We start from the raw sequence: 23,486 nt of genomic DNA on the forward strand, positions 1-23,486 counted from the left end.
CCATCATGCGACCACTGAGAATCCTCGCCTCGACACTGGCCGTCGCGGTCCTCCTCGCCTCCTGCTCCAACGGTGAGGGCTCGGACGACGCCGCCACGGAGGCCGACACCATGGGGGTCTCCGACGAGGCCATCGTCATCGGCACGCACCAGCCCCTCACCGGGGCGGCCTCTCCGGGCTTTCGCCACGTCTCCACCGGCGCCCGTGCCGTGTTCGACTACATCAACGACAACGGCGGGATCCACGGCCGCCGGATCGAGTACCAGGTCCAGGACGACTCGTTCGACCCCGCTCAGACCCTGAAGTCCACCCGCAGCCTGATCGAGGACCACGAGATCTTCGCGATGCTCGGCGGCCTGGGCACCCCCACCCACCAGGCCGTGATCGACGAGCTCAACGAGAAGCACGTCCCCGACCTCTTCGTCTCCTCCGGCGCCCTGGCCTGGGACCAGCCCGAGGTCTACCCCTACAGCTACGGCTTCCAGGTCGACTACACCAGGGAGGCCAAGATCCAGGGCAAGTTCATCTCCGAGGAGTTCCCCGGAGACAAGGTCGGCCTGCTCTACCAGAACGACGACGTGGGCCCCTCCTCCCACGCGGGGATCGAGCAGTACCTCACCGAGGAGATCGTGGCCTGGGAGTCCTACGACCCCGGCGTCCCCGAACTCGCGGGACAGGTCAAGGAGCTCAAGGACTCCGGCGCCGACGTCGCCGTCTGCTACTGCATCCCCGCCTTCCTCGGACTGGCCATCCTGGAGGCCACCGCCATCGGCTACACGCCGCAGTGGGTGGCGCCCAGCTTCGGGGGCGACGTGAAGGTCATCACCGGCCTCATCGAGGAGTACGCGAAGGGCACCCCCGCGGAGGACGTGCCGCCCGAGGCCTTCACCGACGGCCTCATCATCACCGCGTTCCTGCCGATGGTCACCCAGAGCGATGACCCCTGGACCAGGTTCTTCCTGGAGCTCCACGAGAAGTACAACTCCGGGACGCCCTTCACCGACACCACCGTCTACGGCATGGTGCAGGCGACCCTGTTCGCCCAGGTACTGATGAAGGCCGGGCCCGACCTGACCCGCCAGAAGCTGCTCGACACCCTGAACTCCCATGAGTGGAGGGGACCGGGCCTGGTCCCGTTCGCGGCCACCGAGGAGGACCACAGCGGCTACACCGGGGTCATGGTGGTGCGGCACCGCGCCGGCGAGAAGCCCGAGATCCTCCAGGAGCCCATGGTCACCGACAGCGCCGGCGGGGAGGTCCTCCCCTTCGAGATGGACCGCCCCTCTCCCGACGAGGTGGCCCTGTTCGGCAACGGCAGCGGCGGGTAGCGGGCCTCCGGGTGCGCGGTGCCGCGCGGAGGCGGCGCCGGTCCCGGCCGCGCCCCGAAGAACGCGGCCGTATCCGTGCCGGAGGCCCGCACGGCACAAAGCACCCGCACGGGTCGGGGCCCGGCCGCTCGGGAAGTCCGGCCACGCGGGCCCCGGCTACCCGGGGCCTCCCTCCGCGTCGACGGCCTCGGAGTACTCGGGGACGCGGAGGACGAACGCCGCTCCGCCGAGCAGCTCGCTGTGCCCGGCCACGAGGCTGCCCCCGTAACCGCGCGCGATCTCCCGCGAGATCGGCAGGCCCAGGCCGCTGCCGCCGGGATCGCGCTCCCTCGACTCCCGCAGCCGCGCGAAGCGCTCGAAGATCCGCTCCCGTTCTCCCGCGGGGATCCCCCCGCCGTCGTCGTGCACCTCCACCACGGCAAAGCCCTCCTCGCGGCGAACGATGACGTCGATACGCGACCTGGCGTGCCGCTGCGCGTTGGCGATCAGGTTGGTGAGGACACGGGTCGCGTGCAGTCGGCCGATCTCCGCGTGGACCGGCCCCGAGGAGTGCACCGTCAGGTCGGGGTGGCGGCGCCGGTCCACGAACTCCTCCTCGACCAGGGCGGTCAGGTCCACCCTCTCCCGCTTCAGGGCGGTGCCGGCGTCCAGGCGGGCGAGTTCGAGCAGGTCGTTGACGATGTTCTCCAGCCGCTCGGTGTCCGACAGCAGGCCGGTGAGCAGCAGCTCGCGCATCCGGGGGTCGGGGTCGGGGTCGGAGAGCTCCACCTCCAGCTTGGTCCGCATCCCCGCGATGGGGTTGCGCAGCTCGTGGGAGGCGTCGGAGACGAACCGCCGCTGCCTGGTGACGGCCTCCTCCAGCCTCCCCAGACCGGCGTTGGCGGTACGGGCCAGGTGGGCGATCTCGTCCTGGCTCGTGGGTACCGGGAACCTCATGTGCAGCTCTTTGGCGGAGAGGGCGTCCAGCCGTGCGCTGATCTCCTCCACCGGGCGCAGCGCGCGGCCGACCCCGTACCAGATGACCAGTCCGATGGTGGGGATCAGGACGCACGACATCCCCAGCAGCGTGGCCTCCAGCGTGTGGGTGACCACGATCGGGGGCATCACGACCGCGGCCAGGACGACGACGTCTCCGTAGGCCGTGCCGTCGACGGCGTGGCCCACCACCAGCAGACAGGTCTCGGACTCAACGCCCCGCTCCGGCACGCAGACCGTGGTGTCCATCCACGGTTCGTCGGGGGTGGGGCGTTCGGCGGTCAACGGGAGTGCGTCGTCCAGGGCCCTGCTGGAGGCGAGCACCTCGTCGGTGCCGCGCGCGATGACCTGGAACCGCAGGACGGGCCCGCCGTTCGGGATCGCTCCGGGATAGCGCTCGGACTCGATGTACTCGGATACCTCACGGACCTCCTCGGCGGCCATGTCGCGGACCTGCTCCACGACCGCCTCGCGGATGAGGAAGGTGGTCAGGGACAGGTCCAGTCCCAGGACCAGTACCAGCACCATGACCGCGCCGAAGGTGACCTGGGCACGGATCGAGTGCGGGCGTATCCGGCCCCACGCCCTCCTGAGTCCATCCCTCCGTCCTGGCACCCGCCCATTGTCACCCGGGGGCTCTGTCATCCGTCGAAACGTCGGCGGTGTGGCGAACAGCGGACATGAGAGGACCAACGTCCGCTTCCAGGAGGTCTCGGACGGGGATCCCCGGACTCCCGGAGGGGCCGTACGGGCTCCCGGCGGCCTCCCGGGCCTTGCGCCCTTCCCCGGACCGCCCCTTCCCAGGCCGTCCCCCGCGCGCTACTCGTAGGGGTCCGGCGGGTCGGTGACCTCCTCCATCTCCAGGGCCTCGAACTCGTGCTCGCTGACCTCGGAGATCTCGCCCTCGGGCTCGACCCACGTGCCGCGCACCGTCCACCAGGTGTCGGTCTCCGGCGCGGGCTCGCCCAGGACACGGACCTTGTTGACGATGGCGTCGGCGGCGCAGCAGGACATCTGCAGGCGCGCCAGGTACCACCCCTCACCCTCGGATGCGGGTACCGCGAACCCGGTCAGCTCGATCTCGCGCCCGGCCATCTCGCGCTCCTCGTCCACCCAGGCGCGCATCACGAACTGGCGGATGTCCATCTCGACGACCTCGCCCGCAACCGCCTCCGCCAGCTCGTCGTCGAACCGGCCCGAGCGGGGCTGTTCCGGCGGCGGGCCGGAGGAACCGGCGGTGCTCTCCACGGTGTAGGAGCCCAGCGCGGGCGGGGCGACGACGAAGACGGCGAGCACGGGCAGCAGGAGCAGCCACGCCACCCCGGGCGCGCGGGAGTGGTCGTGTCCGTGCCCGTCGGCGTGGCCGTGGTGGGCTCCGGGATCCGCCTGCCCGGCCCCCTCGGCTCCTTCGGCCCCTCCGCCGGTGACCGCCTCCTTCCTCTCCCCCCGAAGCTCGGCCGCGATGACGAGGACGCCGAGTACCGCCATGACCACGCCCGCGGCGATGAGGAAGGGGCCGAAACTCGGCTTGACCCAGTTCAGGTACAGGTCCGTGGCCACGGTGCTGGTCAGCGCGGCGGCGCCGAGCAGCACGAGGGTGAGCCCCTGGGCGATACGGTTCACAGGACCAGGCCTCCGATCAGGAACGTGCTGAGCAGTCCGACCAGCAGGCACAGCGGCGCGAAGCGCGCCACGAAGCGCCAGCCGAACACCCCCGCCTGCATCGCGATGAGCTTGAGGTCGATCATCGGACCGATCACCATGAACGCGAGCTTGGCGGTGGGCGAGAAGTCGGTGAGGCTGACCGCGACGAACGCGTCGGCCTCGGAGCAGATGGACAGCAGGATGGCGAGCACGGCGAGCACGAGCACCGAGACGACCGGGAGCCCGGCCACCGTCAGCAGCCATTCGCGCGGCACCATGACGTTGAGGGTGGCGGCGGCCAGGCCGCCGACCACGAGGTAGCCGCCCGCGTGCATCGTGTCGTGCAGCATCGACTCGCGGAAGACCTTCCACCGGGAGTCGCCGGGGGTGTGGGCGTGGGAGGGCAGGCGCAGCCAGTCGGCGCGGCCGAAGCGCACCCAGACCCACCCGACGACCACGGCGGTCAGCAGGGAGGCCGTGAACCGGGCCAGCACCATCTCGGGCTGTCCCGCGAAGGCCACCGCGGTGGCGATCATGACGATCGGGTTGATGGCGGGCGCCGCCAGCAGGAAGGTCAGCGCGGCGGCGGGCGCCACCCCGCCCTTCATCAGGCTTCCGGCGATGGGGACCGAGGCGCACTCGCATCCGGGCAGCAGCGCTCCGGAGACACCGGCCACCGGTACCGCGCGGCTGGGCCTGGAGGGGATGAGCCGCTGGTAGACCGAGGTCGGGACGAACGCGGTGAGCGCGGCCGACAGCGCCACCCCGAAGACCAGGAAGGGCAGCGCCTGGAAGCTGATCGCGGTGAAGATGGTGGCCCACGCGAGGAAGGCCTGGCTGGTGAGCTGGTCGGACAGCCAGGCGTGCCCCACCGCCATCAGGGTGATGAACAGGGCGAACAGCCAGACCGTCCCGGTCCTGCGCCGCCCCCCGTCGCGCCCCCAGTCCTCGGGGGGCAGCTCCCCGCCCCGGTCGTCCCATCCCCCGACGAGCGTGTCGCCGAGGGAGGCGGTGGAGGTAGTGGAGGCGGGTGCGGGGTCGGGGGCCGGGCCGAAGCCGGGCTCGGCTGGATCAGGGGCGGCGTCGGACGTCGTCCGGTCGGGCACGGTGGTACTCCGGGTGGTCGGGCGAGAACTGGAGGCATAGTACCGAAAATCGTTTTCGCCCGTGGGCATCCCACTCCGACCGGTGGACGGCCGGCTCCCGGCGTCAGCCGAGATGGCCCGTCCCGGACAGGAACATCACCTTCTGCGCTCCCCACACACCCACGTACCACACCAGGCCCGCGGGCACTGTCGCCGCGAGCGCGCGTGGCCGGTCCCCCGGCACGCGGGCCATCACCAGGACGAGTGCGACGCCCACCAGCGTGTAGACCCCGGACTGGACGAACATGGGGACCGGGGAGAGCGGCAGGGGCGTCTCCGGTGACACCAGCCGGAAGTGCGCCCAGTCCAGCACCGGGAGCAGCGCGTCGGCGAGGAAGACCCCTCCTGCCAGGCCGAGTCCCGCGAGGCGGCGCGACCGGCGCTCGTCGAGGATCCACGCCCCGGCCCCGGTCAGCAGCGGACCGGCCACGCACGCGGCCAGCAGCCACGGCCAGGCCGGGAACAGCCACGCCGCGAGGTCGGGGAGGGCGCCCGGTCCGTCGGTGAGGACCGCCGCCACGGCGTAGTAGCACACCACGGCGCCCAGCAGGGCCACGGCCCCGGAGACCGGCACCTGCCAGGGACGCAGCCGGGTTCCCGCCCACATGCCCAGCAGGATCACCACGAAGCACCAGCCGGCGGACGCGTCGAGGAACAGCGTCCAGACCGGCCAGGGCAGCACGACCGCCCCGAGGAGGCTCAGTGCGCCCAGGGCGGGCCCGGCCAGGGCGGCCAGGGCGGCCATGCGGGGAGAGGGGGCGCGGGGGGTGGCGGATACCTTCTGCATGTCCTCGCTATCGCTCCGTGCCGGGGCCCCGGTTCCCCGCCCCGGCGGGCCCCTAGGGCTCCCGCGGCCCCTCCTCCTCGGGGCCTTCGTCCCCGTCGGACCGCTCCCGGCCGGTCTCCTCCTCCGCGGCCCGCTCCCGGTCGGCCGCGTCCAGGCCCGGGTCGGAGGGCGCCTCGCCCTCGGATCGCTGGACGTCCTCGGGCAGGGCGCCGGAGGCCGGCCCCCAGCACTCCACGTTCCGCAACTGGGGCATCTTGGAGAGCGTGAACTGGGGGTCCAGCCCGTTGCGCAACTGGCGGCTGTAGTCGGCCAGCAGTCGGAAGGCGGTCGCCGACAGCGGTGCCAACGCCAGCAGGTTGACGGTGGCCATGACGCCCATGAAGACGTCGGCGAGGCTCCACACCAGGGTCAGCGGGGCCACCGAGCCGAGGAACACCGCGGCCAGGACCGCGTAGCGGAAGTAGGTCATGTGCCTGGGGGTGCTGTCCAGGAACAGCAGGTTGGTCTCGCCGTAGTAGTAGTTGCCCAGCACGGAGGTGAAGGCCAGCAGGAAGAGGATGACCGTGAGCGCGTGGATCGCCCACTCCCCCAGGTTGGCCTCCAGCGCGTTCTGGGTGACCTGGACGCCCGGCTCCCCTCCGAAGTCGGGGTCGCCGAGCAGGACGATGAAGGCCGTCACCGAGCACACCAGCCAGGTGTCGAAGTACACGCCCAGGGTCTGCACCAGTCCCTGCTTGGCCGGGTGGGAGACCGAGGCGGTGGCACCGGCGTTGGGCGCCGAGCCCAGGCCCGCCTCGTTGGAGAACATGCCGCGCCGCATCCCCTGGACGATCGCCGTGCCCACTCCCCCGGCGACGAACTCGCGTACCCCGAAGGCCGAGGCGAAGATGTCGCCGACGACCCGGGGGAGCTCGCCGATGTTGACGACCACCACGTACAGGCCGATCAGGATGTAGAGGATCGCCATCAGAGGGACCAGGCCCTGCGCCACGTGGGCGATACGCCGGATGCCGCCGAAGATGACCAGTGCGGTCAGGCCCGCCAGGGCCAGGCCGATCACGGTCGACAGCAGCAGCCCGGGAGATCCGCCCAGGGCGCCCACGGAGGCGGAGACGGCGGAGGTGATGCTGTTGGCCTGCACCGTGTTGAACACCAGGCTGAAGGTCACGGTGATGACGACGGCGAACAGCACGCCCATCCACCGGCTCTCCAGCCCGTACTTCATGTAGTAGGCGGGGCCGCCCCGGAAGCCGGTGCTGGTGCGCACCTTGTAGAGCTGGGCGAGGGTGGACTCCACGAACGCCGCCGATCCCACCAGCGCGGCCATCGCCCACATCCAGAACACCGCGCCGGGGCCGCCGAGGACGATCGCGGTGGCCACGCCGACGATGTTGCCGGTACCCACTCGGGAGGCCGCCGAGACGGCGAAGGCCTGGAAGGAGGAGATCTCCCTCTGGCCGTCGGGGGCGATCCCGGGGGCGCTGCGGATGACTCGGAACATCTCCGGGAGCAGGCGTAGCTGCACGATCCCCGAGCGCAGCGTGAAGTAGACGGCCAGGATGATCAGGAGCGGGATGAGGAAGTAGCTCCAGAAGACGTCGTTGACGGCGACGATGGCGTCGTTGAGGACGTTCACGCGCTCCCCTTCGTGCGGCCAGGACGCCCCGGGCGGATCGGGGCCATCCCGCAACCTCGCACGCCACCCGCGGTGAGCCCCGGACGGACACGCGAAGGAAGGGCAAAGGACCGTAACGGAACAACAACCCGCCGTGGGCACATGATCGCGCCACGACCTGTGGTGGAGGCGGCCATGGCCAGTCCCGCCGGCGCTCCCTACGGTTCCGGCATGAAGCAGAACACCTCCTCCGCGTCCGGCCGGCGCAGGTCCCCGTTCCTCCGCGTGGTCGCCGCCAGCCTCATAGGCACGACGATCGAGTGGTACGACTTCTTCCTCTACGGCTCGGCGGCCGCCCTCGTCTTCAACCACGTCTTCTTCCCCGAGTCCGACCCCCTGATCGGCACCATGCTGGCGTTCACGACCTACGCTGTGGGGTTCGTCGCCCGCCCCCTGGGAGGCCTGGTCTTCGGCCACTTCGGAGACCGGATCGGCCGGAAACAGCTACTGGTCGTCAGCCTGCTGATGATGGGGGGCGCCACGTTCGCGATCGGCCTGCTGCCGACCTACGCGGCGGTCGGCGTGTTCGCGCCGCTGCTGCTGACGCTGCTGCGGGTGGTCCAGGGATTCGCCCTGGGAGGCGAGTGGGGCGGCGCCGTCCTGCTCGTCTCCGAACACGGAAGCCCGCGCAACCGGGGGTTCTGGGCGTCCTGGCCGCAGGCGGGCGCGCCGGGCGGCAACCTGCTGGCCACCGCCGTGCTGGCGGTCCTGGCCGTGGTGATGAGCGAATCGGCCTTCCTCGACTGGGGCTGGCGCATCCCGTTCCTGATCTCGGGCGTGCTGGTGCTCGTCGGCCTGTGGATCCGCCTGGCGGTGAGCGAGTCCCCGGTCTTTCGCGACGCGCGTGAGCAGGCCGCGGTCTCGGCCCGGCCCGAGCGCGCCCCGATCCTGGGCGTGCTGCGCGACCACTGGCGCGAGGCGCTGGTGGCCATGGGCGTGCGCATGGCCGAGAACGTGTCCTACTACGTCGTCACCGCGTTCATCCTGGTCTACGCCACCCAGCAGGCGCAGATGCCCAACGGCCAGGTCCTCAACGCGGTGCTCGCCGCCTCGGCGGTGCACCTGGTGACCATCCCCGCCTGGGGCGCCCTGTCGGACCGGATCGGCCGGCGGCCGGTGACGGCCATCGGCGCGGCGGGCATGGGAGTCTGGGCGTTCGCGTTCTTCCCGCTGATCGACATGGGCACCTTCGGGGCGGTGACGCTGGCCGCGACGGTGGGGCTGGTCCTGCACGGCGCCATGTACGGCCCCCAGGCGGCCTTCTTCTCCGAGCTGTTCAGCACCCGGGTGCGCTACTCGGGCGCGTCGGTGGGATACCAGCTGGCGTCGATCGTGGCGGGCGGAGTGGCACCGCTGGTCGCGACCGCGCTGCTGGCCTCGTTCGGCACCAGCACGCCGATCGCGCTGTACGTGGCGGCGATGTGCGCGATCACCCTGGTCGCCGTCGCGTTCGCCCGCGAGACCCGGGGCAGCGACCTGCGCCGGGTCGCCGGTGTCCGAGAGAAGTGACCAACCCCGGAAAAGGCCCGGGCCCGGCAGGTGCCACCTGCCGGGCCCGGGCCCGTTCGCGTTCTGCCGCCGCCTAGCGGGGAGCGGAGTCGTAGCGGTCGCCGCGGCGCGGACCGCCGCCGCGGGGACCGGAGTCACGGCGCTCGCCGCGGTAGCCGCCGCCGCGCTGTCCGCCACCGCTGCGGTCGCCGCGGTAACCCCCGCGGTAGCCGCCGCCACCGCGGCGGGGGCCGCCACGGCCACGGCGGTCGCGCACGGGCTCCGGCGGCTCGATCCACGGCTCCCAGGAGGGCTCCTTGGCTCCGGTCACCTCGGAGAGGAGCTCGTCACCGGGGTTGACCAGGTGCTGCTTGGCCTCGACGCCGGCGTCACCGAGAAGGCGGCGGGCCAGGCGGCGCTGGTTGGGCGCGACCAGGGAGACCACCAGGCCGGAGGCGCCCGCGCGGGCGGTGCGGCCGCCGCGGTGCAGGTAGTCCTTGTGCCCGGTGGGCAGGTCGATGTTGACGACCATGTCGATGCCGTCGACGTGGATGCCGCGCGCGGCGACGTCGGTGGCGACCAGGGCCTGGATCTTGCCCTCGCGGAACTTGGCGAGGGTGCGGGTGCGCACGCTCTGCGTCTTTCCGCCGTGCAGGGAGGCGGAGGGCACGCCCGCCGCCGCCAACTGCTCGCTGATGCTGTCCGCGCGGTACTTGCTGCGCACGAACAGGAGGGTGCGGCCGTCACGGGCGGCGATCTGGGTGACGATCTTGTTCTTGTCGCGGGGCAGCACCTTGAGCAGGTGGTGCTCCATCGCGGTGACCTGCGAGACCGGCGGGTCCACGGAGTGGGTCCGCGGGTCGGTCATGTACTTGCGGACCAGCTTGTCGACGTCGCCGTCGAGCGTGGCCGAGAAGAGCAGGGTCTGCCCCCCGGGGCGCACCTGGTCCAGGAGCTCGCTGACCTGCGGCATGAAGCCCATGTCGCACATCTGGTCGGCCTCGTCGAGCACCGAGACCTCCACGTCGCCCAGGTCGCAGACGCCCTGGTCGATGAGGTCGCTGAGACGACCGGGAGTGGCGACCAGGACCTCGACACCGCGGCGCAGCTCGTTGATCTGGCGGGTGTAGGAGCTGCCGCCGACCACGTCGCCCACGCGCGCTCCCACGATGCGGGCGTAGGTGCGCAGGGCGTCGCGGACCTGGTGGGCCAGTTCGCGGGTGGGCACCAGGATCAGGGCCCGGGGGCGCCTGGAGGCGGCGCGGCGCTCGGCGGCGCGCACGAGGACCGGCAGGCCGAAGGCCAGGGTCTTACCCGATCCGGTACGGCCGCAGCCGAGGACGTCGCGGCCCTCGAGAGCATCGGGGATGGTGGCGGCCTGGATCGGGAACGGGGTGGTCACACCGTTCTTGGCCAACTCTCCGACGATGTCCTGGGGAAGCCCCAGCGTGTCGAAAGCAGGCATTACGGCAGTGTCCGTCGTCAAGTGACGTATACCTTCCTCATCGTTTGGCAGCGTTTCGAGGAAGGCTCCACACGGCCGGGCCAGCGAAGAAATCACACAAACGCGCCTGATCACACGCGGAAGCGGGCCCCTGCATGGTGCGGGGCTCCTGAGCTCGCGATTTCCACACTGCTGTGGGGGACGAGCAACTCTCGGGTAAGAGTGGTGCCGACCGGGTCGACACGCTCTCCGCGTCTTGCGCGGCCTCGGCGCGCTCGGATGCGCGCGGCATGTCTCGACCGCTTCCGAAAGCCTACTAGAAATCGTCTCGCGACGGGGACCGGACCCCTGTTTTCCGCCGGTGATACGGGTCTCTCCGCACCGCTGCCGAACCTGTCGGAGATCCCTTCCCGCAGGTGGCGGCCCGGCCGCCGACGAGGGTCCGGCCGCCGGTGGAGGCCCCGCCCGTGCGCACGGGTCCCGCGCGCACGGGCGCCGACGGGTCTAGCGCCCGGCCGCTCCCCGGGCCAGGGCGGCGAGCCGGCCCACCTGGGCCCCGCGCTCGGCCGCGGCCTGCTGCTGGAGCGTGTTGCCCGCCGCCTGCTGGAGCAGGGCCTTGGTGGCGGTGGCGGCCTCGCGGTCGGTGGCGAGCAGCGCGGCGACGGCGTCGTCCACGGCGCCGGGGAGTTCGTCGGAGGCGACGACGAGCTCGGCCAGGCCCAGCGCCTGCGCCTCCTGCGCGCCGACGCGGCGTGCGGTCAGGCAGATCTCGACGGCGCGGTGGACCCCGACGATGTCGACGAGGGGCTTGGTGCCGGTGAGGTCGGGAACCAGGCCGAGGGCGGGCTCCTTCATGCACAGCTGGGCGTCGTCGGCCAGGACGCGGAGGTCACAGGACAGGGCCAGCTGGAAGCCCGCTCCGACGGCGTGGCCGCGTACGGCGGCGATCGTGACCAGGTCGGGGCGGCGCAGCCAGAGGAAGCCCTCCTGCAGGCCGGCGATGTAGTCCTGGACCTCGGCCTCGGTGGAGGTGCCGTCGGCCAGGCCCGAGACCATGGAGCGCTCTCCGTCGACGCCCTCGGGGCTGAACATGCCGAGGTCGATTCCGGCGGAGAAGATGTCACCCTTCCCGGAGATCACTACGATTCGGACATCCTCGGGGAGGGTCTGGCCGATGTGGGCCAGCGTGGTCCACGTGCGTCCGGTCATCGCGTTGCGGCGCTCGGGGCAGTTGATGGTGACGCGGGCGACCGGGCCCTCCACCACCAGTTCGAGCCGGGCCCGGGAGAGCTCCTCCTCGGTGGGCGGCAGCGTGGGGCCGTTCGACGCCTGTGTCATGGGTTCCTCCGTCGTGTTCGGTATCACCCAGGATATTACTCATCAGTAACCGAGAGGGGCGCGCGGGCCGGGGCCCGCGCGCCGGAGGATCACGCCTTGCGTGTGGCTCCGCCACGGCCCCTCAGGTCCACCCCGGCCTCACTCAGCAGCCGGTGGACGAAGCCGTAGGAGCGCCCCGTGGCCGCCGCCAGCATGCGGATGCTCTCCCCCGCCTCGTAGCGGCGTTTGAGCTGGGCGGCGAGTTCGGAGCGGTCGGCTCCCACCAACCGCCTGCCCTTTCCCGGCACGTCGTTCACGGATCACTCCTCCGAGTCGTTCGGTCACCCTTCGCGGAAACCCCTTCATGATCAGGCATCCCGCTCTCGCTCCGCCACATCTTCCGGCGTCACACGGGGTACTGCGTTCCCAAACCCGGTTTCGGAACGCAGTAATCACCGACCCGAAAGGAGGGAGGTGAACCTCCCGACGCACTGGGCGTCGGTCGGCGCCACCGCCTCACGCCAGCGCAATGAGGTCCTCGAACTCGGCGTTCCACACGTCCTCCACGCCGTCGGGCAGCATGATGACCCGCTCGGGCTGGAGCGCCTCCACCGCGCCCTCGTCGTGGGTGACCAGCACGATCGCGCCCTTGTACCTGCGCAGTGCTCCCAGGATCTCCTCGCGGCTGGCCGGGTCCAGGTTGTTGGTGGGCTCGTCGAGCAGCAGCACGTTGGCGCTGGAGACCACCAGCGTGGCCAGGGCCAACCGGGTCTTCTCACCGCCGGAGAGCACACTCGCGGGCTTGTCCACGTCGTCGCCGGTGAACAGGAACGATCCGAGTGTGCGCCGCGCCTCCACCTCCGGCAGATCCGGGGCCGCGCTCATCATGTTCTCCAGCACGCTCCGGTTCACGTCCAGGGTCTCGTGCTCCTGGGCGTAGTAGCCGAGTTTGAGCCCGTGGCCGTGGATGACCCGGCCGGTGTCGGGCTTCTCGACGTCCCCCAGCAGCCGCAGCAGGGTGGTCTTGCCCGCGCCGTTGAGGCCGAGGATGACCACGCGGCTGCCGCGGTCGATGGCCAGGTCCACCCCGGTGAAGATCTCCAGGGAGCCGTAGGACTTGGAGAGCCCCTCGGCCATGAGCGGCGTGCGGCCGCTGGGCGCCGGGTCGGGGAAGCGCAGCTTGGCCACCTTGTCGGACTTGCGTACTCCCTGCACACCGTCCAGGAGGCGGTCGGCCCGGTTGAGCATCTGCTGGGCGGCGCGCGCCTTGGTGGCCTTGGACCGGAACTTGTCCGCCTGCTTGCGCAGGGTGTCGGCCTGCTTCTCGGCGTTGGCGAGCTCGCGCCTGCGCCGCCGCTCGTCGGCCTCGCGCTGCTGCTGGTAGAGCTTCCAGCCCATGTTGTACATGTCGATGACGCTGCGGTTGGCGTCCAGGTAGAACACCCTGTTCACCACGTGCTCGACCAGTTCCACGTCGTGGCTGATCACGATGAGCCCGCCCTGGTGGGACTTGAGGAAGTCGCGCAGCCAGGCGATGGAGTCGGCGTCCAGGTGGTTGGTGGGCTCGTCCAGCAGCAGTGTGTCCGCGCCGCTGAACAGGATGCGCGCCAGCTCGATCCGTCGGCGCTGGCCGCCCGAGAGCGTGTGCAGCGGCTGGGAGAGCACCTTGTCGGGCAGGCCCAGGCTGGAGGCGATGGCGGAGGCCTCGGCCTCGGCGGCGTATCCGCCCAGGACGTGCAGCCGCTCGTCCCAGCGCGAGTAGGCGCGCACGCCCTTGTTGCGGGTCTTGGTGTCGGTGCTGGCCATCTTCTTCTCGGCCTCGCGCAGGCCCCGGAAGGCCTCGTCGATGCCGCGCGCGGACAGCACCCGGTCCCGGGCGATCACGTCCAGGTCGCCGGTGCGCGGGTCCTGGGGCAGGTAGCCGATGCTGCCCGAGGAGGTGACCGTGCCTCCGGTGGGCAGGCCCTCGCCCGCCAGCACCTTGGTCATCGTGGTCTTGCCCGCACCGTTGCGGCCGACCAGTCCGATCCGGTCCCCTGCGGCGACACGGAAGGTGGTCGGCTCCAACAGGAGTCGAGGACCGACGCGCAGTTCGAGGTCGGTGGCGATCAGCATGGTGGGGCTTCCTCAAGAGTGGCGGAACGGTTCGGTACGGCCGGGCGCGCGTGTGCGGCGTGGGGGCACGGCTCTTCCACGCGCTCGCCTCGGGCCAACCGACCCAGACTAACGGCACAGGTGGGGGAGGACACGAGGGGTTTCCCCGCTTCCGCGGGACGCGGACACCCTTTCGGCCAACGGGACGGGGGCGCGGCGCATTCCCCGGCGACGGACGGGGGGAGGGACGCCGCCGGTCATCGCCCCGGCGGCGCCCCTCCCCCTCCCCCGCGGTGTCGGCCTACTCCGTGGTGTCGGCGGGGGTGGACCCGCCGCCCCTCGCGTTCTCCCCGTCGGTTCCGACCACGACCGTGTCGCCCGCCTTCTCCTGCTCCTGGGCGGCGTCCTCGGATCCGTCCGACAGCTCGTCCTCGACGGCGGGCGGGCGGTTGCGCAGCAGCGCGGCCAGCACGGCGACCACCGGGGTGGCCAGGAACATCCCCGGGACCCCGCCGACGACGGCGCCGACGGAGATCGCGATGAGCACTATGGGCGAGGGCAGGTCGAGGGACGCGCCGTAGATGCGCGGCGCGAAGACGTTGCTCTCCAGCTGCTGCACCACGACCACGGCGCCGACCACGATCACGGCGACGATCCAGCCCTCGGTCACGAACGCCACCATGGCGGCGAGCAGACCGGTGACGAAGGCGCCGATGATCGGCAGGAAGGCGCCGACGAAGGTCAGCACGATCAGCGGGATGGCCAGGTTGATGTCCAGGACGATGACCAGGACGATGCCGATGCCGACGGCGTCGAAGAAGCCGACCGCCGCCACACCGCGCACGTAGCGGCCCATCACCCCGTAGGCGACGTCGCCCGCGTGGCTCAGGCCCGGACGGGAGCGGGGCGGCAGCAGGGTGAGGAACCAGTCCATGAGCTGGTCGCCCGAGTGCACGAAGTACACGGTCAGGGCGATGATCAGGACGATGCCGACCAGGACCGAGATCACCGCCGAGGTCGCGGTCCAGGCGCCGCTGAGCAGCTGGTCCTGGTTCTGGGTGATCATGCCCTGGATCTGTCCCCAGGCGTCGTCGATCATGTCGGTGAACAGCGCCGGGTCGAGCCCGAAGGGCACCCGGATGTTCTGGAGCTCGCCCACCGCGCTGGTGACGCTGTCCACGAGGGGGCCGAAGCCCTGGATGGCGGGCGTGATGATCAGCGAGATCACGCCGCCGAACACGATGAGCCCGGTCAGGAGGGAGATGGCGGTCGAGCTGCCCCGGCCCAGCCCCTTGCGGCGCAGCCAGTTGGCGACCGGCATGAGAAGCGCGGTGATGAACACCGCCAGGATCACGGGCAGGGTGACGACCGACAGGTAGACGAGCGCGTAGATGAGCAGGCCCGCCACCACGCCGATGATCAGGATCCGCCAGGCCACGTTGCTGATCGACCGCAGGAGGTCGTCGTCGCTGGACCGCTGGGGCTCGTCCGGTCCGTCCTTCGCGCTCTGTGCCTCGGCCTGGGCCTGTTCCTTCTCCGCCTCCAGCCTGGCGAGGCGCTCGGCGCGGGCTCGACGGGAGGCGAGCCACTTGTTCAGGAGCGCCCACACTCCCGGCCGTTGGGCTTGCACATGGACTCCATTCTCTGGACGTTGCACGGTGGACGCCTGGGGTCCGACAGCCGCGTGGGGGTGTTGGGGAGGATGCGTGACCGGCCCCTCCGGTTCTCCCGGATCCGCGGGGCCGGGGCCGTCAGAACTGCCAGGGCTCCCGGGAGCGGCCGCTGCGGACGATCTCGTTGCCGAAGGGTGCGAGGGCGACGGGGATCATCTTCAGCGAGGCCCAGGCCATGGGGATACCGATGATAGTGACGGCGAGGGCGATCGCGGCGGCGATATGGCCGATGGTCAGCCACCATCCGGCGACGATCACCCAGATGACGTTGAGGACGGTGCTGCCGCCGCCCGCGTCGGGGTCTCGGACCAGTTCCCTGCCGAAGGGCCAGATGGCGTAGCTGGCCATGCGGAAGGAGGCGATCCCGAACGGGATCGTGACGATCAGGACGCAGCAGATGATCCCGGCGATGACATAGCCGATCGCCAGTTCGAGCCCGGCGAGGACCACCCAGATGACGTTCAGGACGAGCCGCAAGAGGGCCACAGTGTCTCGTTCCTCCTTGTGTCGGGTCCCGCTGGCGGGAGCGCGGCCGGAAGTAGGGGCCGCTTCCGTTGCTTTCTACCGTCTGGGACGCCTTCGCACCACGACCTGTTCCGGCGCCGCCCCCTGGTCCTTCCCCTAGGGGAGAGGGCACCAGCGCATGTGGGCGGGTGACGCGGGGACCGGCCCGTGCCCGGCTCCGGGCGTGTCGCGAGGGGCACGGAAGGGCCCTGGGAGGTGTGGGGGGCTGCGCTGAGGGCAGGGGGAGGGCTCTGCGGGCATCCGGCCGGAAGCGACGGAGGGTGAGGACATACGGTCAGGCTCGAACCCGGGACTCCGCGCGGACCACAATGTGATCGGTACATCAGCAGAAGCCCCTAGGCAGGAGGGACATCGCACCATACGATGTGCTGTGTCCTTCGCAAGACGTCAGATCTGACGATCTGCGACAAACTCGGACAAACAACCGTAGATCGTTCTACAGCCATCAGATTTCGGTAACGGTTGTGCGAGTAATTTCCCTACCCCCCGTGCAGGAGCGGGAGTGGGGATGGCATGATTACGTACCGGCTCGGACGGAGGCCGTCACCGCCTCCGCAGCCGTTCGCGTGAGAGCACTCCGTCATCGGCGGATCAGTGCCGCAAGGCTGTGCTTCTCGTGGTCTCAGACACACCGGGGAACATCGCCAGTCCCCCATGGCGTTTGCGTCGTGCGGGGTGGCCGCTCACGCCGCATGACCAATTTTTGGTGACTGAAGCTTTTTCGACAGCTTACTAGTGATTTCAGTAGAGGTGGTTCAAGCATGTCTCAGGTACGTCGGCAGGCCGCGCTGCGCCCCCGCCCGAGCTGGGGGTGGCAGGATGCCGCCGCGTGCCGGGGCGAGGACCTTGTGCTCTTCTTCGGCCCGGACGGCGAACGCCAGCCGGAGCGGGAGATTCGCGAGCGCAAGGCCAAGGAGATCTGTGCGGCCTGCCCTGTTCGGACCGACTGCCTGGACTATGCGATCTCGCGTCCGGAGAAGTACGGAACCTGGGGCGGCCTGAACGAGGACGAGCGCGCTTCCGAGCGCCGTCGCCGTATGCGCCGCGCCAACGCCGCATAGCCGAGGTATTCGCGCACAACGGATCTTCCCCGGTGGCCCCGGCCCCCGAGTAAACCCGCGGCGCCCCGACGACGAACGTCGAGGGCGCCGCGGGTTTTCTCATGCCCGCGTCTTCGTCCCCAGCGACTCCCGCGTCCGCCGGCGGTTCCCGCGCCTCCCGACCACGGTCCCCCGGCGGGGCGGCCCCGGCCCGGCTCACCGGGCTCCCCGGCCCAGGTGCAGGTCGAACCAGTCCAGGGCGTCCGAGGCCACCCGGCGCCACACCTCGGCGTCCCCGAGCAGCCGTTCGGCGCCCGCCGTCACCCGCAGGTCGGTGGGACCGCTCATCCTGCCGCGCGCCCACTCCCCGAGTTCGCGCACGAAGGAGTCCTCGCCCTCCAACAGCACCAGGACCGGCGCCCGCACATCCGGCAGGCTGTCCCCGGCCATGTCGATCCGCCCGCCGTGCACCACCACCGCGGCCACGTCCTGGGGCCGTTCGGCCGCGGTGACCAGCGCGGCCGCCGCGGCCTCACCGGAAGCCAGCACGCCCAGGGGTTCGTCGGCCGCGTCGGCGGCCCGGCGCAGCCAGGTGACCGCGGCGCTCAACCGCTCACCGAGTACGTCGGCCCCCGTGCTCCATGCCTCGGAGGAGCGTTCCCGCCCGGTCAGCAGCTCCAGGACCAGGGTGGCGTACCCGGCCCGCTGCAGGACCGAGGCGACCGACCGCCACCGCGGGTCGCCGCGCTCCCCGTCCGAGGCCATGACCACCGCTCCGTGCAGGTCGGCGGGCACGGTGAGGTCGCCGTCGAGGTAGACCCGGCCGGCGCGCACGCGCACGCCCCTGGCCGTGTCGGACCGCGGCCGCGGGCGCGTGTGCGCGCGTTCGGCCAGGATCTCGGTGACGCGGCTGTCGGAGAGCTGGCCGAAGTCGCGGTACCACTCCCCCACCGCGCGGAAGTTGTCCGGCGCGCTGAGCACCACCAGTGCGTCGGCCTCCTCCCGCAGCAGCTCGACCGCCTCCGGAGAGGCGACGGGTACGGCCAGGACCAGCTGGGCCGGTCCGGCCTGGCGGATCATGCGCAGCGCGGCGCGTGCGGTACCGCCGGTGGCGACGCCGTCGTCCACGACCACGCAGTCGCGCCCGGCGATCCTGGGGGCCGGGCGCTCACCGCGGTAGATACGGCGTCTGCGGTCGAGTTCGTCGCGTTCGGCGGCGACGGTGTCGGACAGGGCCTGGCGGGGCACGTGCATCCGGGCCAGGGCGAGGTCGTCGTAGACCACGTGTCCGTCCTCGGCAATCGCCCCGACCCCCAGCTCGGGCCGCCCGGGCAGGCCGATCTTGCGGACCATCAGTACGTCGAAGTCGGCGTCGAGCCGCTGGGCGAGCTCCGCACCGACCGGTACCCCGCCTCGGGGCAGGGCCAGCACGAGCGGATCGTTGACCGCGAAGGGGCGCACCCGCTCCGCGAGGCGGCGTCCCGCCTCCGACCGGTCGGCGAAGGGCAGTGAAACGGGTACTGGGTTCATGTCCTCACCGGTCCGGGACCCGGGCCCCGGTACCGCTCCTCTCGGCTGTGTGGAGTGAGCCGCTGGAAAGTGCTACCGGGATACCCCCCGACACGGCGCTTGCAACCCCGGGCCCGGACAAAACCCGTTCCTCAGGTACGGCGGAAGCCGCTCCTGAGCACGGCCATCAGCAGGGCGTCGTGGCGGCGCCCCTCCCACAGCAGGGAGTCGCGCAGCCGCCCCTCCACGGAGAATCCGCAGGACCGGTAGACGGCGATGGCCCTCATGTTGAAGGTGTAGACGTACAGCCAGACGCGGTGCAGGCCGATGCGCTCGAAGGCGTACTCCAGCACGAGCTGGGTGGCCTCCCGGCCCAGGCCCCGACCGGTGAACTCGATCGCGGACAGGGCGATGCGGTATCCCGCGCTCTCGTTCTCGGGCGAGACGGCGTAGACGGACAGCTCGCCCAGGTAGCGCCCGTCCTTGGGCGCGATGATGGCCAGGTCCAGGCGGTCGGTGCGGCCCGCACGGGTCTCGCACCACTCCTTGGCCTGCGTGTAGGTGAGGTGGCCGTGGGTGCCGGTGAGTCTGCGGACCTCCCCGTCGAGACTGGCGGCGAAGTAGGCGTCGGTGTGCTCCGGGCCCAGGGGCACCAGGCGTACGCTCTCCCCGGTCAGTGTGGGTTTTTCTCGCAGCGCGCTCGTGTTGATCATGGGATCTTCCGGTTCCGTCCGGGCCGTAGGGGCACGGTTCCCGGCGCGAGGGAGTCGGCGGACAGCAGGCTGGGGGCCCTTTGCGGGAGCGGACCGCTGGGCGGGGCCACGGCCCTGGGGGCACGGGCGGTGTTCGGAGGCCGGGGAGGGAGGTCGGTGGTCGGGGACGGAGTCCGTTCGACTACGGCTCGGGACCTCTATGTAAATCGGGACGGCGTCCTAAGGCAAGCCCGTGGGGGCGGGTCGCGGGAAAGGTCTGCCATCCGATGACCGGACTGGATACTATCTGCGCGCACCGAAACCACCGTGGGAGCCGCCGTGAACATCCAGACCAGGTCCGCGCCCCCGCCTCCGGAGGCCCGTCGGGCCAGGGGCGCGGTCTCCACCCTCTTCTTCGTCAACGGCTTCACCTACACCAACGCCGTGCCGTGGCTCCCGGTGATCAAGTCCCAGTTGGAGCTGAGCAACGCGGAGCTGGGGCTGGCGATCGCGGCGATGCCCACCGGGGCGATCCTGACCGGGATGCTGGCGGGTCCGATGATCCACTGGTTCGGCAGCGGCCGAACGGCCGTGGGTACCAGCCTGGTCTCCCTGGGAGCGCTTCCATTCATCGCGTTGGCGCAGAGCTGGTGGATGCTGGCGGCGGCGCTCTTCGTGCTGGGCAGCGCGGACGCCTGGACCGACTCGGCGCAGAACTCGCACGGGCTGCGCGTCCAGCGACGGTACAAACGCACCATCATCAACACCTTCCACGCGGTGTGGAGCCTGGCCGCGGTCACCGGCGGCCTGCTCGGCGCGGCCATGGCCGGGGCGGGGGTGCCGATCCTGTGGCACCTGGGCGGTGTGGCCGTGCTGCTGGTGGGCGTGAACCTGGTGGTGAGCCGGATGCTGTTGCCGGGGCCGGACAGCAGTGAGCGGGAGGACGGGACCGACGGCGAGAGCGGGCGGCGGCTGCGCGTCCCCGGGCGGGCCGTACTGCTCCTGCTCGTGCTCGGCGTGCTGCTGATGTTCGCCGGCGGCATCGAGGACTCCGCCGCATCCTGGGGCGCGGTGTACATGACCTCGGAGCTGGAGGCCCCGCTGTTCCTGGCCGCGATGCCGTTCGTGGCCTGCCAGGCGATGATGACGCTGGGCCGCCTGGTCGGCGACCGGGTGACCGACCGCTTCGGCGCGGTCGCGGTGGGACGCGCCTGCGGTCTCCTGGCGGGCGGGGGGATCGCGTTCGCCCTGCTGCTGCCGCACCCGGTGACCACGGTGATCGGCTTCGGGGTGATGGGGCTGGGCGTGTCCACGCTGTTCCCGCTGACCCTGTCGGCGGCGGGGAACGTGCCGGGTGTGCGCACCGGGGACGGGATCACCGTCGTCGGCTGGCTGGGACGCGCGGGCTTCCTGGCCTTCCCGCCGATGGTGGGCTTCCTGGCCGACTCCTTCAGCCTGGGGGGCGCGCTGTGGGTGATCGCGGGCGCCGGTGTGGGCGCCTTCCTTCTCGCGTTCGCGCTGCGCCCCCGCGTGTGAGGGCGCCCGGGGACTCCCGGAAGCGGAGGCAACGGAAAAGGGCCCCGGCCGTCGAAGGACGGCCGGGGCCCGTGCGTGCACGGCCCGAGGGACCCGGGGGTCCGGGAGACCGTGCGCCGCGGGGTACCGCTAGGCGACCGGGTCCGGGCGGCGGGCGCCGGCCCACAGAGCCAGAGCACCGATGCCCGTCACCACGGCGCCGCCGAGCACGAAGCCCTGCATGTCGACGCCGGTGGTGGCGAGGGTCTCGTCACCACCGCTGCCGACCGGAGCCGGGGCCTCGGGGAGACCGCCGTCGGCGATGGTGCTGCCGGGAGCGCTGATGCCGGGAGCCTGGCTCTCGTCACCGTCGTCACCCGAGTCGGTGCCGTCACCGGGAGGCGTGCCGCCGTTGTCCGGAGGCGTGCCGCCGTCGCCGTCACCGTCGCCGGGGGGCGTGCCACCGTTGTCGGGGGGAGTGCCGCCGTCACCGCCGCCGTTGTCCGGAGGCGTGCCGCCGTCACCTCCTCCGTCGCCGGGAGGCGTGCCGCCGTCATCGCCGCCACCGTCACCGGGAGGCGTGCCGCCGTCGTCACCACCACCGTCACCGGGGGGAGTACCGCCGTCGTCACCGCCGCCATCGCCCGGAGGCGTGCCGCCGTCGTCACCACCACCGTCACCCGGAGGGGTCTCGCCGTCGTCACCGCCGCCATCGCCCGGAGGCGTGCCGCCGTCGTCACCACCACCGTCACCCGGAGGGGTCTCGCCGTCGTCACCGCCGCCGTTGTCCGGCGGAGGGTCTCCCCCACCGGTGGGAGGCGGAGTCACACCGTTGTCACCGCCGTTGTCCGTGACGGCGTTGGAAACCGTGGCAACCGTGCTCTCGAGGCCGTCGACGACGTCGTCGACGGGAAGGACGTCAACCGTGTCCTCGGTCACCTGGGGGGCGGCCTCGGGGGCGGACTCGTCCAAGGGGGCAGCGAACGCCGGTGCCGCGGAGAACCCGGCCATGAACAGGCCGGCCGCAGTCACTGTAAAAACCCGCTTTTTTGGGGACATCCCACTCCTTTCTTTTCTTGTGAACTGATCTATTCAGAGGGGATGGCATAAAGGTGGTCGTCATGGACCACGATGGCCCGCTCACCGAGCAGGCCGCTGGGCAGGGCGGCGCCCTCCTCGGCCTTTTCCACCTCACCCTCGGCGTCGACGGCCACGAGGGCGCCGTCGAGTCGGCCGAAGACGAGGGAGCCGACCGTGATCTCGGGTTCGAAGCCGGGGACCACGGCGGACCGGCCGCTCTCCGGGTCCAGCACGGCGGGCCCGTAGGCGACCAGGCCGATACCGATGGGTCCGGAGCGGTGGCGCACGCCCTCCAGGTCGGCGGGGTCGACCTCGACACTGCCGACGACGCCGCCGTCCCGGCTGTCGTGGAAGGCAAGGACCGTGCCCTCGCCCTGGAGGGGCTCCCAGCGGACGAGGACGTACTCGCGCAGGGCGGTGACCACCGACTCCATCTCGCCCGCCCGCTCCGGACGCTGGGCGTTGACCTCCACGGGGTCGCCGTCGGGGCTGACCCAGGCCCACGGGCCGTTGAGGACGGCGGTGAGGACGTCCTCCCCCTCGGCCAGCATGGACGCGGAACCCTCGGGGACCTCGACCGGCCGGAGTTCCCCGCCGACCGGGACGAAGGCCTCCTGGTCGTTGCGGACGAGCACGGAACTGCCCACGTACTGGGCGGAGGTGTCCTCGGGGATGCCCACGCTGGTGGGAGCGCCGCCCGCGGTGGGCCAGAACCACAGGGTTCCCGCGGTCTCCATGACGACGGCGGTCTCGCCGCCGTACTCCACGAAGCGGGGGGCACCGAGGATCTCGCCGGCCGCCACGGGCAGCTCCACCGACCACCGGCGCTCACCGTCGGCGCCGAAGAGGTTGAGGCTTCCCTGGGGGTCGACGTAGGCGAGCATGTCGCCCTCCCGGCTGACACCAGGCCGGCTGCCCGGGGCGAGTTCCCGGCTGAAGTCGACGGTTCCGGCGAAGTGGGGCGGCGCCGGATGGTTCAGGGTGGTCACGTCGGCGGTGGCCTCGGATCCGGGCGCCGCCTCGGTCCCGGGCAGGAAGCGCCAGACGACGACACCCGTGCCGCCGAGCAGCAGCAGGGCGGCCGCGACGGCCCCCACGATGACCAGTGCCCGCCTCCTCCCACCGGAGCTCTCCCCGCGGAGGGCCTTGGCGGGCTCCGGTGCCGGGGTGTGCCCGGGTACGGCCTGGTCCGCGGCCTGCACCACGCCGTCGGGGGTGGCGACCAGGTGCCAGTACCCGTTGGCGTCACGGGCGTCGACGAGGACCGGCTGTCCGATCCTGGCCGCGTAGCCGGTGGCGACGTCCAGCGCCGCACGCCGCGTCTCCCGTGGGGCCTGGCCGGTGACGACCTGGCGGTGCCCCTCGATGAGGATCTCGGCTCTGCGTTCGTCAGGCGCGATGACGATGACGGCGGTGGGCCGGGACTGCCCGGGTCGGGACGCCCGGCTCATGGTGCCTCCGAAGGCATGGGGAACGTGGACCTGTTTCGTGTACGGGGACCTCGGCCGGCGATGACGGTGGGTCGCGGCCCGGGGGTTACCAAGCGGTGGCGCTG

General features: G+C 71.5%; 19 protein-coding genes. 4 read left to right on the top strand and 15 right to left on the bottom strand.

Going from position 1 to position 23,486, the window contains the following annotated elements; genetic code table 11:
- The first annotated feature begins 5 nt into the window (after positions 1–5).
- Positions 6–1,328, top strand: a complete 1,323-nt coding sequence (locus tag NOSIN_RS11960) for an ABC transporter substrate-binding protein (protein WP_077690813.1) — start codon at positions 6–8, stop codon at positions 1,326–1,328.
- A gap of 156 nt (positions 1,329–1,484) precedes the next feature.
- Here NOSIN_RS11960 and NOSIN_RS11965 read toward each other — a convergent pair whose 3' ends face one another.
- From NOSIN_RS11965 to NOSIN_RS11985, 5 genes are all read right to left on the bottom strand, one after another.
- Complete coding sequence (locus tag NOSIN_RS11965) at positions 1,485–2,918, bottom strand: sensor histidine kinase (protein ID WP_375539643.1); 1,434 nt, start codon at positions 2,916–2,918, stop codon at positions 1,485–1,487.
- 204 nt (positions 2,919–3,122) lie between these two features.
- On the bottom strand, positions 3,123–3,926 hold the full coding sequence (locus NOSIN_RS11970) for a TIGR03943 family putative permease subunit (RefSeq protein ID WP_077690815.1): 804 nt from the start codon (positions 3,924–3,926) through the stop codon (positions 3,123–3,125).
- Positions 3,923–5,053: a permease gene (locus NOSIN_RS11975; protein ID WP_171986585.1), complete on the bottom strand. Its 1,131-nt coding sequence runs from the start codon at positions 5,051–5,053 to the stop codon at positions 3,923–3,925. The genes NOSIN_RS11970 and NOSIN_RS11975 overlap by 4 nt, the downstream gene beginning before the upstream one ends.
- A gap of 103 nt (positions 5,054–5,156) precedes the next feature.
- Positions 5,157–5,879, bottom strand: a complete 723-nt coding sequence (locus tag NOSIN_RS11980; RefSeq protein ID WP_077690817.1) for a DUF6518 family protein — start codon at positions 5,877–5,879, stop codon at positions 5,157–5,159.
- Between the two features lie 52 nt (positions 5,880–5,931).
- Complete coding sequence (locus tag NOSIN_RS11985) at positions 5,932–7,515, bottom strand: alanine/glycine:cation symporter family protein (RefSeq protein ID WP_077690818.1); 1,584 nt, start codon at positions 7,513–7,515, stop codon at positions 5,932–5,934.
- Positions 7,516–7,725: 210 nt separating this feature from the next.
- Between NOSIN_RS11985 and NOSIN_RS11990 the strand changes: the two genes are divergently transcribed.
- A complete protein-coding gene (locus tag NOSIN_RS11990) occupies positions 7,726–9,063 on the top strand; it encodes an MFS transporter (RefSeq protein ID WP_171986586.1) in 1,338 nt (445 codons plus the stop codon).
- 73 nt (positions 9,064–9,136) lie between these two features.
- Here the strand turns inward: NOSIN_RS11990 and NOSIN_RS11995 are convergent, their stop codons facing one another.
- The 6 genes from NOSIN_RS11995 to NOSIN_RS12020 form a co-directional block, all read right to left on the bottom strand.
- On the bottom strand, positions 9,137–10,507 hold the full coding sequence (locus NOSIN_RS11995) for a DEAD/DEAH box helicase (protein ID WP_227014377.1): 1,371 nt from the start codon (positions 10,505–10,507) through the stop codon (positions 9,137–9,139).
- A 483-nt stretch (positions 10,508–10,990) separates the two neighbouring features.
- The gene (locus NOSIN_RS12000) at positions 10,991–11,824 is read right to left on the bottom strand and encodes an enoyl-CoA hydratase/isomerase family protein (protein WP_077690820.1); all 834 of its coding nucleotides are present in this window, start codon (positions 11,822–11,824) and stop codon (positions 10,991–10,993) included.
- Between the two features lie 89 nt (positions 11,825–11,913).
- The gene (locus NOSIN_RS12005) at positions 11,914–12,120 is read right to left on the bottom strand and encodes a helix-turn-helix domain-containing protein (protein WP_073703459.1); all 207 of its coding nucleotides are present in this window, start codon (positions 12,118–12,120) and stop codon (positions 11,914–11,916) included.
- Between the two features lie 199 nt (positions 12,121–12,319).
- Positions 12,320–13,918 carry an ABC-F family ATP-binding cassette domain-containing protein gene (locus NOSIN_RS12010; RefSeq protein ID WP_077690821.1) on the bottom strand — a complete coding sequence of 533 codons (1,599 nt, stop codon included), beginning with the start codon at positions 13,916–13,918 and terminating at the stop codon, positions 12,320–12,322.
- 280 nt (positions 13,919–14,198) lie between these two features.
- Positions 14,199–15,506: an AI-2E family transporter gene (locus NOSIN_RS12015; RefSeq protein WP_171986659.1), complete on the bottom strand. Its 1,308-nt coding sequence runs from the start codon at positions 15,504–15,506 to the stop codon at positions 14,199–14,201.
- A 142-nt stretch (positions 15,507–15,648) separates the two neighbouring features.
- Complete coding sequence (locus NOSIN_RS12020; protein WP_077690823.1) at positions 15,649–16,056, bottom strand: YccF domain-containing protein; 408 nt, start codon at positions 16,054–16,056, stop codon at positions 15,649–15,651.
- Positions 16,057–16,856: 800 nt separating this feature from the next.
- Here NOSIN_RS12020 and NOSIN_RS12025 point away from each other — a divergent pair.
- Entirely contained in the window at positions 16,857–17,156 is a 300-nt protein-coding gene (locus NOSIN_RS12025) for a WhiB family transcriptional regulator (protein ID WP_017588640.1), read from the top strand.
- A gap of 195 nt (positions 17,157–17,351) precedes the next feature.
- Here NOSIN_RS12025 and NOSIN_RS12030 read toward each other — a convergent pair whose 3' ends face one another.
- Positions 17,352–18,665, bottom strand: a complete 1,314-nt coding sequence (locus tag NOSIN_RS12030; RefSeq protein WP_077690824.1) for a phosphoribosyltransferase family protein — start codon at positions 18,663–18,665, stop codon at positions 17,352–17,354.
- A 131-nt stretch (positions 18,666–18,796) separates the two neighbouring features.
- Positions 18,797–19,357 (bottom strand): GNAT family N-acetyltransferase, encoded by a 561-nt coding sequence (locus NOSIN_RS12035; protein ID WP_077690825.1) that lies wholly within the window; start codon positions 19,355–19,357, stop codon positions 18,797–18,799.
- Between the two features lie 318 nt (positions 19,358–19,675).
- Between NOSIN_RS12035 and NOSIN_RS12040 the strand changes: the two genes are divergently transcribed.
- Positions 19,676–20,872 carry an MFS transporter gene (locus NOSIN_RS12040; protein WP_077690826.1) on the top strand — a complete coding sequence of 399 codons (1,197 nt, stop codon included), beginning with the start codon at positions 19,676–19,678 and terminating at the stop codon, positions 20,870–20,872.
- A 129-nt stretch (positions 20,873–21,001) separates the two neighbouring features.
- Here NOSIN_RS12040 and NOSIN_RS12045 read toward each other — a convergent pair whose 3' ends face one another.
- Positions 21,002–21,823: a hypothetical protein gene (locus tag NOSIN_RS12045; protein ID WP_227014375.1), complete on the bottom strand. Its 822-nt coding sequence runs from the start codon at positions 21,821–21,823 to the stop codon at positions 21,002–21,004.
- 116 nt (positions 21,824–21,939) lie between these two features.
- On the bottom strand, positions 21,940–23,382 hold the full coding sequence (locus tag NOSIN_RS12050) for a hypothetical protein (protein WP_077690828.1): 1,443 nt from the start codon (positions 23,380–23,382) through the stop codon (positions 21,940–21,942).
- Positions 23,383–23,486 lie beyond the last annotated feature (104 nt).

Origin of the sequence: Nocardiopsis sinuspersici (genome assembly GCF_001998325.1) — a bacterium.
GTDB lineage: Bacteria > Actinomycetota > Actinomycetes > Streptosporangiales > Streptosporangiaceae > Nocardiopsis > Nocardiopsis sinuspersici.

Bases quoted from the DNA above. Each gene is read 5' to 3' on its own strand.
- NOSIN_RS11960 (WP_077690813.1), top strand. From the start codon at position 6: ATGCGACCACTGAGAATCCTCGCCTCGACACTGGCCGTCGCGGTCCTC.
- NOSIN_RS11980 (WP_077690817.1), bottom strand. From the start codon at position 5,879: ATGCAGAAGGTATCCGCCACCCCCCGCGCCCCCTCTCCCCGCATGGCC.
- NOSIN_RS11990 (WP_171986586.1), top strand. From the start codon at position 7,726: ATGAAGCAGAACACCTCCTCCGCGTCCGGCCGGCGCAGGTCCCCGTTC.
- NOSIN_RS11995 (WP_227014377.1), bottom strand. From the start codon at position 10,507: ATGCCTGCTTTCGACACGCTGGGGCTTCCCCAGGACATCGTCGGAGAG.
- NOSIN_RS12000 (WP_077690820.1), bottom strand. From the start codon at position 11,824: ATGACACAGGCGTCGAACGGCCCCACGCTGCCGCCCACCGAGGAGGAG.
- NOSIN_RS12010 (WP_077690821.1), bottom strand. From the start codon at position 13,918: ATGCTGATCGCCACCGACCTCGAACTGCGCGTCGGTCCTCGACTCCTG.
- NOSIN_RS12025 (WP_017588640.1), top strand. From the start codon at position 16,857: ATGTCTCAGGTACGTCGGCAGGCCGCGCTGCGCCCCCGCCCGAGCTGG.
- NOSIN_RS12030 (WP_077690824.1), bottom strand. From the start codon at position 18,665: ATGAACCCAGTACCCGTTTCACTGCCCTTCGCCGACCGGTCGGAGGCG.
- NOSIN_RS12035 (WP_077690825.1), bottom strand. From the start codon at position 19,357: ATGATCAACACGAGCGCGCTGCGAGAAAAACCCACACTGACCGGGGAG.
- NOSIN_RS12050 (WP_077690828.1), bottom strand. From the start codon at position 23,382: ATGAGCCGGGCGTCCCGACCCGGGCAGTCCCGGCCCACCGCCGTCATC.